The organism is Halorussus marinus, assembly GCF_004765795.1.
In the GTDB taxonomy this organism is placed as follows: Archaea; Halobacteriota; Halobacteria; order Halobacteriales; family Haladaptataceae; genus Halorussus; species Halorussus marinus.
Window position 1 is genome coordinate 554,391 of the sequence record NZ_SBIV01000002.1, and the last position, 11,166, is coordinate 565,556.

Sequence of the window (11,166 nt, forward strand, 5' to 3'; positions counted from 1 at the left end):
TCGTCGGCGGCCACGTCGAAGATTTAAGCGATACTCGCTCGAATCACCGACGCATGCTGCTGTTACTCGTTGGTCTCGGCGTCGCCGCCTTCGTCGGCTTCAACGTCGGCGGGTCGAACACGGGCGTCGCGTTCGGTCCGGCGGTCGGGAGCGACGCGGTCTCGAAGTCCGGGGCGGCCGGACTGATGAGCGTCTGCTTCCTGCTTGGCGGCTGGACGCTCGGTCGCCGCGTGGTCGACACCCTCGGGCGGGGACTGGTCGCCGACGATCCGTTCACGATGCGGGTGAGCATCGCGGTCTTGCTGTTCATCGGGCTCGCGCTGTTCGCCGGCAACGTCTTCGGGGTTCCGGCCTCGACGTCGATGACCGCCGTCGGCGCCATCGTCGGCCTCGGGCTGGCGATCGGCCGGCTGAAGGTCGACGCCGTGATCGAGATCGTCGGGTGGTGGCTGGTCGCGCCGATCGTCGGCTTCTGGGCGAGCGCGGTCGTCGGCCGCTACTGGTACGACGACCTCGCCGCGCGGATCGCGGTCGACCGGACCGACGGGCCGCTGGTGGCTCTCGATCGGTCGGGGGCGATCCCCCGCCCGGCGCTCGGCCCGAACACGACCCGCCGGGAGTTCGCTGGAACCGCCGTGGTCGTCGTGATCGGCTGTTACATGGCGTTCTCGGCGGGCGCGTCCAACGTCGCCAACGCCGTCGCGCCCCTCGTCGGAAGCGGCGCGATCACGATGACCCAAGGCGTCCTGCTGGCGGCGGGCGCGACCGGCGTGGGGGCGTTCACTATCGCGCGTCGCACCCTCGACACCGTCGGCAACGACCTCACCGACCTCCCGCTGGTCGCGGCGGTCGTGGTCGCGGTCGTGAGCTCCTCGATCGTGACGGCGCTGTCGGCGCTCAGCGTCCCCGCGAGCTTCGTCGTGATCGCCACGATGAGCGTCGTGGGGCTCGGATGGGGCCGAGCGACCGTCGCCGAGGCGGTCCCCGACGAGCCGAGCGTGCCCACCGCCGGGGTCGGCCCCGCTAGCGGGACCACCGAACCGTCCGACGTCGTCGAGGACGGGGGCGCGCCGTCGCCCGCCGAGCTCTATCAGCCCGCGACGACCGCCCGGGTGATCGCACTCCAGAACCTCGTGCCGGCGGTGGCGACCGTCGTCGCGTACCTCGTGTTCCGGTACGTTCCGATCTGGTGAGCCGCGTCGGCGCGAAATGGCGGGCCGGCCACATCGATTTCGGGAACCGACACGCCTTAATCACTCTCCGAGTTTCGTGTACCCATGGTGAGCCTGCTGTTAGTCGTCGGCGTTGCGGTCGCGGTGTTCGTCGGATTCAACATCGGCGGATCCTCGACGGGCGTCGCGTTCGGTCCCGCGGTCGGCAGCGACGTGCTCTCGAAGCTCGGGGCGGCCGGGCTGATGGCGGGGTTCGCGCTGCTGGGCGGCTGGACGGTCGGTCGGAACGTCATCGCGACGATGGGCGGACAGATCGTGCCCGCGGAGCTTTTCACGCTCGGCGCGAGCGTCGGCGTCCTCTTTTTCGTCGGCCTCGCGCTCCTCGTCTCGAACCTCTTCGGGGTGCCCGCCTCCACGTCGATGACCGCCGTCGGCGCCATCGCCGGCCTCGGGGTCGCCGCGGGCAACATCGACTGGAGCGTGATGGGCCGCATCGTCTCGTGGTGGCTGGTCGCGCCCATCCTCGCGTTCTGGGTGTGTGCGGTCGTCGGCCGATACGTCTACCCCTACCTCGACGTCTGGTTCCGGATCGACCAGACCGAGGGGCCGCTGATCGAGTACCGCCGGGTCGGCTCGATCCCCTACCCGGTCGCGGGCGCCGACACCAATCGGCGCGAACTCGTGAGCAGCGTCCTCGTCGTCGTGATCGGCTGTTACATGGCGTTCTCGGCGGGCGCGTCCAACGTCGCCAACGCCGTCGCGCCCCTCGTCGGGAGCGGAGCGCTCGCCACCGATCAGGGCATCCTGCTCGCCGGGGGAGCCATCGCGCTCGGCGCCTTCACGATCGCGCGTCGCACCCTCGACACCGTCGGCAACGGCCTCACCGACCTCCCGCTGTTGGCGGCGCTCATCGTCGAGGTGGTGTCGGCGTCGCTCATCACCTTCCTGTCGTACCTCGGCATCCCGGCGAGTCTCGCGGTGAGCGCCACGATGTGCATCATCGGGCTCGGGTGGGGCCGGGCGACCCGGACGGTCCGGCTCTCGGACGCGGCGGCGTCGGCGGTCAGCGGCGACGCCCGCGACCCGTCGGGCGGCGAGGAGTCGGCGATGTCGGTCAACGCGCTCGCGGCCGACCCCGAAGACGAGGTCAAGAAGATCGGCGAGGAAGAGCCCGCCGACCTGCAGGCGAGCGACCTGTTCGACCCGGAAGCGACCGGCCGCGTCGTGATGCTCTGGATTCTGACGCCGTCGATCTCGGCGGTCGCGTCGTTCCTGCTTTTCCGGTTCGTCCCGATTTACGGGTAGCTCGGCGGAAACAATAACTACTAACCATCTGCCGGTCGAAACTCAGGGTGATGCCAACCGTAGAATACCTCAACTACGAAGTGCTGGACGACCAGGGCTGGGACATGGACGACGACGACCTCTTCGAAGAGGCCGCCGATGCGGACCTCGACGACGAGGACTACGGCTCCCTGGAGGTCGCCGAAGGCGAGTACATCCTCGAAGCCGCCGAGGCGCAGGGCTACGACTGGCCCTTCTCGTGTCGCGCCGGCGCCTGTGCGAACTGCGCGTCCATCGTCAAGGAGGGCGAAATCGACATGGACATGCAACAGATCCTCAGCGACGAGGAGGTCGAGGAGAAGAACGTTCGACTGACCTGCATCGGCAGTCCGGCGGCCGACGAGGTCAAGATCGTCTACAACGCAAAGCACCTCGACTACCTCCAGAACCGCGTCATATAAGCGGCTCTCCCGATCGCTTTTTTCCGGCGCCGCGACCGCGTAGCGCCCGCTTTGAGCGGGAGCTTTAGGTGAGTCGGCCGCGTGTCCGGAACGGATGACCGACGAGAACGCGACCCGAACGATGCGCGATACGTTCGGCGTCTGGAACGTCGACGCCGTCGAGCGGGAGGTCGTCCTCCGGAGTTCGGACGACCAGCACGTCGCGGTCCCGCTCCCGGCTGGCGAGCGCGACCGGTTCGAGGCGCTCGCCGACGGGTCGGGCACCGTCGACGCGACGCTCGCGGCGACCGACGACGGGCCGACGTCGTGGCGGATCGATGCGATCCACGCCGTCGACCGCTGAGCGCGCACGCCCCGAGCGCCCTCGCCCGAACGGACAGCGGGCCGGGCGCCGCCCCGTCTCTTACATTTATATACGATGGTGGAACAAGTCCCGGTCGAGAGACTACCGTGCCCCTACTCGACGCCTCGATACCCGATCTCCTCCGACTGGTCGTCGTCCCCGCGTTCGGCTGGGCGGCGTGGCGGGACGTACGGACCCGCCGGATCCCGAACCGGACGTGGTACCCGCTGGCCGCGCTCGCGGTCGCCCTGCTGGCGTGGGACGCGTGGCGGGCCGCGAGCGGCGCGGTCGGCGCCCCGGAGTTCTTCTGGATCCGGGCGGGCGTGAGTCTGGGCGTCGTCGCGCCGCTGGTGCTTGCGTTCTGGTGGTTCCGTGCGTTCGGCGGCGCGGACGCGAAGGCGTTTCTCGTGGTCGCCGCGCTGTTCCCGACGTTCCCGAGCTACCTCCTCGCCGGATGGGAGCTCCCGCTCCAACAGACCCGTCTCGGCGTGTTCTCGCTCACGATCCTGACGAACACCGTCCTCGTCGGTGCGCTCTACCCGGTCGGTATCTTCCTCCGGAACGCCGCCGCCGGCCGGTTCTCGTCGGTGATGGTCGTCGGCAAGCCGGTGTCGTGGGACGCGATCCCGACCGAGCACGGTCGACTGCTCGAGACGCCGGCGGGCACGACCCGCAACGGCGTCGATCTGGACGCGATCCGGATGTACCTCCGGTGGCGGGGACTGACGCTCGCGGAGCTCCGGGACGACCCCGACCGCCTGCGCGACCCCGCGAGCTTGCCGGCCGAACCGAACCCGCCCGGCGACGGTGCGGTCGAGACTGCGCGAACTGACGGCGGTGCGGTCGCCGAGGCGGTCCCGGACGACGCGCCGGCCGACGACCCGTGGGGCGCGGCCGCCTTCCTCGCGGCCATCGACCACGGCGCGTACGGGACCACACCCGACCGACTCCGCGACGGACTGGACGTGCTGGTCGCCAAAGAGGAGGTGTGGGTCTCGCCCGGCATCCCGTTCGTCGTCCCGCTGTTTGTCGGGACCGTGGTGGCGCTGACCTACGGCGATCTGCTGTTCGGCGCGCTCGCGGCGCTCGGGATCGCGTAGCTCGGGGCGGTCTTCAGGCCGCTTCGGTGGCGCCCGGCTCGGCGGCGGGTTCGGTCTCGGCCTGTCGGCGGTTGCGAACCGCGAGCGCGGCGAACAGCGCGCCCCCGACCGCCCGGAGTGCGAGATCGAACAGCACGGGGTCGACGTTCGCCGACACCCCCACCACAGAGAGCACCGTCGTCGCCACGTTGAACAGCAACAGCGGCGCCATCAGGAGAAGGGCCGCGAGCGCGAACCCGGCGCGGGCGAGCCGGCTCACGTCGGTGTAGAGATACGCGATGATGGTCGCGCCGAGCGCCACGACCCCGACGAACACGCCGACGACCGGGATCAGCACCTCCGGAAGGAAGTAGCCCAGCTCGGTAACGTCGGCGATCCCGATGACGTCGACCTCCTCGCCGGTGCCGGTCCCGCGGAGCAGGAGAATGCCCGGAGTCAGCACGAACGCGAACGGGACGATCGCCTTGTTGAGCGACAGCGAGAACGCCTTTACCCCCGTCTCGAACTGGTCGGACTGGGCGATTCCCGAGGCGGCGTACGCCGCGACCGCGACCGGCGGGGTGATGTCGGCGATGACGCCGAAGTAGAGGATGAACAGGTGGGCCGCCAAAATCGGGATGCCGAGTTCGCTGATCGCCGGTCCGAGCATCGAGACGAGGATGATGTAGGTCACCGTCGTCGGCATCCCCATACCGAGGATGATCGAGGAGATGGCCGTGAGGACGAGCAGCGCGACGATCGAGCCGCCGGCCACGGTGCGGATGAGCGCGGTCAGGTTCGGGCCGAGCCCGCTCACGCTGATGACGCCCGGGATCACGCCCGCGGCGGCGACCGCGATGACGACCGCGGTCGCGGTGCGGGCTCCCGTGTCCATCGACTTCAGGACGAATCCGACGTACTGAAACGGGCGATTGGACGCGAGTCGCGGCCGGCGGACCGCGTCCGCGGCCGACGAGACCGCGCTGTCGACCTGCGGGTCGAAGTCCAGAAGCGGCGCGTCGCCCCGCGGCCGGGCGAGCATCGTCGCGAGGCTGACCGCGAGCGTGAGCCACCCGAGCTTGCCGGCCGCCGCGAGCACCGCCGCGATCGGCGCCAACCCCGTCCCCGGAGCCGAGCCGGTGAGCGCGTCGACCAGCCCAGCGCCGGTCGCCACGAACGCGGCGGTCTCCAGCAGGAACAGTCCCGTGATGGTGCCGAGTAGCGGTCCGCGAGTCTCCTCGCTGTAGGCGGCGACCAGTGCGATGAGCGCGCCGACCGCGACCAGCGTGAACCACGCCGACCGGGCGACCGACAGCCGCTCGACGATGAGATAGTAGAGCAAGAGCCCGAGCGGGACGAGGTAGAACCACCCTCGGGCGAGGTGGGGCCGCCACGAGACGACGTCTTCGATCGCGAGCCCGCCGATGTCCCGCTTCGAGGCCTCGAGGTGGACCATCACCCACACGCCGAAAAAGAACACGATCGCGGGGATCGCGGCGGCCAAGATGACGTCGCGGAACGGCGTTAGCGTGTACTCCACGATGAGAAACGCCGCGGCGCCCATCACCGGCGGGAGGATCTGGCCGCCCGACGACGCCGAGGCCTCGACCGCGCCCGAGAACTCCGGGCTGTATCCGGACCGCTTCATCAGCGGAATCGTGAACGCCCCGGTGGTGACGGTGTTGGCGATCGACGAGCCGCTGATGGTGCCCATGAAGCCGCTGGCGATGATGCTCGCCTTCGCGGGGCCGCCCTTGCGCTGGCCGGTCGCCGAGTACGCGAGGTCGATGAACCACTTGCCCGCGCCGCTCATCTCCAAGAACGCGCCAAAGAGGATGAAGATGTAGATGAACCGGACGCTGACCGTGACTGGAACGCCGAAGATGCCGTTCTCGGTGTTGTACCAGAGGTTCTGGACGATCGAGTCCCAGCCGAGCCGCGGGATCGAGAGGACCCCGACGTAGGCGGCGTCGATCGGGATCAGGTATCCCCAGCGGGCGTAGACGATGAACGACGCCACGATCGCCATCAGATAGACGCCCAGCGCGCGCCGGGTCGCCTCCAACACGAGCAGGACGCCGATGGCGCCGAGCAGGAAAGCATAAGACACCTCGTCGAGCGGGACCCCGACCGCCGAGACCGCGTCGACTACCGGCGCGAGAAACGGGTAGTACTCCCCGACGGTCCGCCCGAAGCCGAGCCCGAGCGCGCGCATCCGGCGGATCTCGCCGAAGTCAGTCAGCATGTAGGTGACCGCCAGAACTGCGATTCCGACCAGTAGCCAGTCGAACGGCGTCACCCGGCGCCGATCGGGGTCCATGAACAGCCACCGGACCGCGCCGCGAGCGCGCTCGCCGGCCCGAGTCACCGCGCTGTCGTCGCCGTATCGGTCCCGGAGCGCGGGAACCACCCGCCCGAGTCGCCGGGAGACGAACCCGTCGCCCATCGAGGGCGGAAAGAGGAGAAAGGTGAGCACGAGCGCGAACGAGACGTGGACCGCGTTTATCTGGAGCAACTGGAGCGAGCCGAGTTCGACCCGACCGACGAGCGGCAGGGTCGCGGCGAAGATGAACCCCCGGGCGGCCAGCCACATCTGGAACGCCGAAAACGAGATCGCGACGACCGAGACCGCGACCGCCAGCGCCCCGCGGAGCGACCGACGCCGTTCGAGTTGCTCGATGAGTTCCTGCTGGTCGGCGTCAGGAACGGCCGCACTGTCGGTGCGTTCGGTGTCGCTCATGTGTCGGTCGGAGTCCCGGAGGCGTTCGTCACGAGCAGTTTCACCGACCGGCCCGACGAGAGCCCGACGAGGTCGTAGGTCCGGTCGGCGACGAGCAGTTCGTGACCCGCGATTTCGCCGGGCTGAACGTAGATGTGATCGTAGCTCCCCGACGGGTCGAAGACGAAGGTCCCGTCGTCGGTAACGTTCACGTCGGCCCGCGCCGGGAGCCCCGCGCCGTACGACCGGAACTCCATGCGGACCATCTCGAGTTCGGTGCCGTTGACCGCGTACACGTCGAGCACCGGCGTCTTCTCGACGCTGTGAGTGTAGTTGAGCGCCACCGTCGTCCCCTCGGTCACCGGCGTCGTCAGCAGTCGCTCGCCGGTCTCGGCGTCGGCGACGACCAGCGAGCGGTCGGGGGTCGCGTTCGGGTCGACCGTCGTCGAGGGTCGGTTGGTCGCCGCGTCGACCGGGGCTCGCGGACCCGCGCCCCCGACCGCGCCGACCCCCGCAACCGCGACGACGAGCAGGCAGACCCAGACCGAGAGGGGGAGTCGAGTCACGTTAGCTTTCGGTCGTGGTCCCCATCTCGGTCCCGTTCGTCGCCGTCTCGGTTCCCATCTCGGTCCCGTTCGTCGCCGTCTCGCCAGCCGCGGTCGTCGCGGGACCGAGGACCGCTCGGGCGCCCTCGTGGAGCGGGATCGACATCCCGTCGAGCGCCGAGTCCGTGCCGATGAAGTCGGTCTTGATCGTCAGGTCGTCGGTGTTTTCGAAGATCGTCTGCGTGATCGTCTCGACCGTGCCGGCGTCGAGTTCTTCGCGCGTGGCGATCATCGCCTGAACCGAAACGGTCGGGACGGCCTCGTCGACGCCGCTGTACGTTCCGGCCGGGATCTCGTCCTCCGCGAACCACGAGGAGGCGTCGAGAATCTGCTCGCGGGCGTCCCCCGAGATCGAGACGATCGAGATCTCGGAGGTCGTCGCGAGTTCCTCGATCGCGCCGAGGGGCCAGCCCCCGACGACGAACGCCGCGTCGATGTCGCCGTCCCGGAGCTGGTCGGCCGCCTGCGAGAAGCTGGCGTTCTGCTCGGTGAAGTCGTCGGTCGTGATGCCGGCGCTCTCGAGGATCTGGAGCGCGTTGACCTGCGTCCCGCTCCCGAGGTCGCCGGTGTTGATGGTCGCGCCCTCGAGGTCTTCGAGCGTCTCGATGCCGGTCTCGGGCCGGGTCACGACGTGGATTGTCTCCGGATAGAGCGTGGCGACCCCACGGAGGTTCTCGACGGGATTCCCGTCGAACGCGTCGATCCCGGTCCCGTTGTACGCGAAGTAGGCGACGTCGTTCTGGATGAGCGCGAAGTCGGCGTCGCCGTTCGAGAGGCTCCCGACGTTCTCGACGCTGGCGCCCGTCGACTGGACCTGAAGTGTGAACTCCGTGTTATCCTCGACGACCGTCTTGAGCTCGTTCGACAGCGGGAAGTACGTGCCGCCGGTCCCGCCGGCGTGCCACGAGAGCCGCTGGTCCTGCGCGAGTCCGGTGCCGGTGAACCCGAGTAGCCCGGCGAGTCCGGCCGCGCCCGTCGCTTTCAGTGCGTCGCGTCTGTTGATTTCCCCCACCATGACAGAGCGTAGGTATTCGCCAACGCGCATATAGCTTGCTGACCCTCCGGCGCCGAAATCGGAGGTTTCGATCGGCGCGACGAGGCGTATCGATCACACCGGCTTCGAAGATCTCGGAGCACTCCGATCCAGCTGGGAAATCACGACTTGAGCGCGATCGGGCGCCGGACCCTCGTCACTGAAACGGTAGGTTACCGTTACGGCGTTGAGTAGATAGACCGGGTTACGACCCGGTTTCGTCGAGCGGAGCGGTGTATCCATCGTTACGACCATTTCGCTCGCCAACTGACAGTCCCTATCGAAGTAATCGGGAGAACTATTGTAAAACAAATTAGAGTACGACACCATGAACACTTCACCGGCTCGTCGGCAAGTACTCGAGAGTTTGGGTGTGATAGCCGCGGGCGTCACTGCGGGTTGTTCAGAGCGTGGGAGAGACGAGACCGCGATCAGCACGGACGAACAAACGACGGCAGCGGAACACGACGACCTCTCCGTGCGGCATCACTCGACGTTTCGAGGTGGCTACGCACGCACGGGATATCGAGGCGAAGCAGTCGTCCCAGACAGCGTCGAACGTCGGTGGCGTGCCCCCGGAGTAAACAAAGGCGACCACACCGCCGCGAAGGCCAGTCCGGTGTCGACATCCGACGGCGACACCCTCGTTCCCGGTGACGACGGAACGGTGTACGCTCTCGCTCCGGACGGAAGTACCCAGTGGGCCGCTGCGACGAATCCCTCCGGAAGGGGGATCCACGGCACGCCGACGGTCGCTAACGAGACAGTTTACGTCGGCGCGTACGACGGCGCGCTCTACGCGTTCGACCTCGAAACCGGGCGCCGCGAGTGGCGAGTCGAACTGGGTGACGCGATCGGATCTAGTCCGACCTACTACGACGGGTCGGTGTACATTCCGGTCGAGTACAACACGCCGAGCGGGAGCCTGTTCGCCGTGAACGCGGCTACCGGCGACGTCGAGTGGGAAGACAACCGGCCGACGGATCACCCTCACTCGACCCCCGCGGTCGATTTCGACGCGGATAAGATCGTCGTGGGGTCGAACGACGGTTATCTGTACGCGTGGGACTTCGAGTCCCGGACGTTCGCATGGCAGTTCGACACGGGAGAACCTATCAAGGGACCGGTGGCGACCTTCGATGGGAGCGCGTTCTTCGGATCGTGGGACGATAGCGTCTATCGCGTAGATCTGGACACCGGAAGGGAAGAGTGGTCGTTCGAGACGGATCACTACGTCATGTCAGGGCCCGGAATCGATCCCGGGACTGGCACGGTGTACGTCGGGAGCCACGATAGATCGCTGTATGCCCTCGACGCCGACGACGGGGAAGAGCGGTGGTCGTACGAGACCGACGGCTGGATCATCAGTTGTCCGACGATCACCGCCGAGAGCGTGTTGGTGGGGTCCTACGACTCGCGGCTCTACGCGTTCGAGAAGACGACCGGTGACGAACGATGGCGCGTCGACAACGTCGGACGAGTGACGAGCGAGCCGCTAATCGTCGACGATCGGATCTATTACGCCGAACGCGCGACCGACGACGCGAGCGGGAGCGCCTACTGTTTAGAGCCAAAGACTTGACCGTCTGAGCGAGTTTTCCCGTCTTCTCCACTGAACGATTTGAGCGCCGGATTGTTCGCCATCCACTCCGATTCGTCGCTGTCGGTCCGGGCGGTCGTAATGTGAATCAGTCGGCGTAATACGAAGCGTTCCGCCAGAGGCGGGTCAAGCCGAGAGAGACGCGTCGAAGGTGAAACGCTTCGGGACCGGAAACAACGAACCGAGCGCGTCCGGTCTCCGCTGTGAGTAGCCAACGCTCGACGTGCGAGCGTTCGATAAAATACCGTCGAGCCGGAAAGAATCCGGTAATTAGGGGCTATTCGTTGCTGCGGCGGACCGCCAGCAGCGCGGCCGCGACGAGCGCGACGAGAGCCGGCATCATGCCGAATCCGGGGATACCACCGTCGCCACCGTCACCTTCCGTAGTCTCAGTGGCTTCGGTCGTCTCGGTCGTCTCAGTCGCCTCGGTCGTCGGTTCCGGTTCGGTCATCTCGGTAGTTTCGGTCGTTTCGGTGGTCTCGGCATCGTCGTCACCGTCACCGCCGTCGTCACCGTCACCGCCGTCGTCACCGTCACCGCCGTCGTCACCGTCACCGCCGTCGTCACCGTCACCGCCGTCGTCACCGTCACTACCATCGCTGCCATCTCCGCCGTCGCCGCCGTCGGAACCGTCTCCGCCGTCGCCGCCGTCGGAACCGTCCCCGCCGTCGCCGCCGTCGGAACCGTCCCCGCCGTCGCCGCCGTCGGAGACTGTGACGCTGAAGTCGAAGCGCTCGGACGTACTCGCCGAGTAGGACGTCGAGTCCTGTTCGCCGTTGACCTGAATAGTCAGATCATCGCCGTCCTCGAGTCCCTCGACGTCGTCCTCGGAGATCTTGATCTCGTAGTAGCCGTCGCTATCGGTGGTGT

The 11,166-nt window shown here is 67.8% G+C and carries 10 protein-coding genes; 6 read left to right on the plus strand and 4 right to left on the minus strand.

The annotated features are described in order from the left end of the window. Positions 1-53 precede the first annotated feature (53 nt). The 5 genes from EPY72_RS06790 to EPY72_RS06810 all read left to right on the plus strand — a co-directional run bounded on the left by EPY72_RS06790 (position 54) and on the right by EPY72_RS06810 (position 4,360). A complete protein-coding gene (locus EPY72_RS06790; protein WP_135805927.1) occupies positions 54-1,193 on the plus strand; it encodes an inorganic phosphate transporter in 1,140 nt (379 codons plus the stop codon). Between the two features lie 84 nt (positions 1,194-1,277). Beyond that, entirely contained in the window at positions 1,278-2,477 is a 1,200-nt protein-coding gene (locus EPY72_RS06795) for an inorganic phosphate transporter (RefSeq protein WP_135805928.1), read from the plus strand. Positions 2,478-2,527: 50 nt separating this feature from the next. Continuing rightward, the gene (gene fer2 / locus EPY72_RS06800; protein ID WP_135805929.1) at positions 2,528-2,917 is read left to right on the plus strand and encodes a ferredoxin Fer2; all 390 of its coding nucleotides are present in this window, start codon (positions 2,528-2,530) and stop codon (positions 2,915-2,917) included. A 94-nt stretch (positions 2,918-3,011) separates the two neighbouring features. Then, complete coding sequence (locus EPY72_RS06805; protein ID WP_135805930.1) at positions 3,012-3,260, plus strand: hypothetical protein; 249 nt, start codon at positions 3,012-3,014, stop codon at positions 3,258-3,260. A 107-nt stretch (positions 3,261-3,367) separates the two neighbouring features. After that, on the plus strand, positions 3,368-4,360 hold the full coding sequence (locus EPY72_RS06810) for an A24 family peptidase (RefSeq protein WP_135805931.1): 993 nt from the start codon (positions 3,368-3,370) through the stop codon (positions 4,358-4,360). A 13-nt stretch (positions 4,361-4,373) separates the two neighbouring features. On the opposite strand, the gene EPY72_RS06815 is transcribed toward EPY72_RS06810, so the two are convergent. The 3 genes from EPY72_RS06815 to EPY72_RS06825 all read right to left on the minus strand — a co-directional run bounded on the left by EPY72_RS06815 (position 4,374) and on the right by EPY72_RS06825 (position 8,678). Then, complete coding sequence (locus EPY72_RS06815) at positions 4,374-7,079, minus strand: TRAP transporter permease (protein ID WP_134671188.1); 2,706 nt, start codon at positions 7,077-7,079, stop codon at positions 4,374-4,376. Then, on the minus strand, positions 7,076-7,468 hold the full coding sequence (locus EPY72_RS06820) for a DUF1850 domain-containing protein (RefSeq protein ID WP_368276177.1): 393 nt from the start codon (positions 7,466-7,468) through the stop codon (positions 7,076-7,078). The genes EPY72_RS06815 and EPY72_RS06820 overlap by 4 nt, the downstream gene beginning before the upstream one ends. Before the next feature lie 157 nt (positions 7,469-7,625). Further along, positions 7,626-8,678 carry a TAXI family TRAP transporter solute-binding subunit gene (locus EPY72_RS06825; RefSeq protein ID WP_135805932.1) on the minus strand — a complete coding sequence of 351 codons (1,053 nt, stop codon included), beginning with the start codon at positions 8,676-8,678 and terminating at the stop codon, positions 7,626-7,628. Between the two features lie 346 nt (positions 8,679-9,024). Between EPY72_RS06825 and EPY72_RS06830 the strand changes: the two genes are divergently transcribed. After that, positions 9,025-10,278, plus strand: coding sequence for an outer membrane protein assembly factor BamB family protein (locus tag EPY72_RS06830; protein WP_135805933.1), 1,254 nt, complete (start codon positions 9,025-9,027; stop codon positions 10,276-10,278). A gap of 295 nt (positions 10,279-10,573) precedes the next feature. On the opposite strand, the gene EPY72_RS19955 is transcribed toward EPY72_RS06830, so the two are convergent. Continuing rightward, positions 10,574-11,166: PGF-CTERM sorting domain-containing protein (locus EPY72_RS19955; RefSeq protein WP_135805934.1), on the minus strand; the 593-nt coding region annotated here is incomplete at its 5' end.

Excerpts from the sequence above, each read along its gene's own strand:
- EPY72_RS06815 (WP_134671188.1), bottom strand. The coding sequence starts at position 7,079 with ATGAGCGACACCGAACGCACCGACAGTGCGGCCGTTCCTGACGCCGAC.
- EPY72_RS06795 (WP_135805928.1), top strand. The coding sequence starts at position 1,278 with ATGGTGAGCCTGCTGTTAGTCGTCGGCGTTGCGGTCGCGGTGTTCGTC.
- fer2 (WP_135805929.1), top strand. The coding sequence starts at position 2,528 with ATGCCAACCGTAGAATACCTCAACTACGAAGTGCTGGACGACCAGGGC.
- EPY72_RS06805 (WP_135805930.1), top strand. The coding sequence starts at position 3,012 with ATGACCGACGAGAACGCGACCCGAACGATGCGCGATACGTTCGGCGTC.
- EPY72_RS06825 (WP_135805932.1), bottom strand. The coding sequence starts at position 8,678 with ATGGTGGGGGAAATCAACAGACGCGACGCACTGAAAGCGACGGGCGCG.
- EPY72_RS06790 (WP_135805927.1), top strand. The coding sequence starts at position 54 with ATGCTGCTGTTACTCGTTGGTCTCGGCGTCGCCGCCTTCGTCGGCTTC.
- EPY72_RS06830 (WP_135805933.1), top strand. The coding sequence starts at position 9,025 with ATGAACACTTCACCGGCTCGTCGGCAAGTACTCGAGAGTTTGGGTGTG.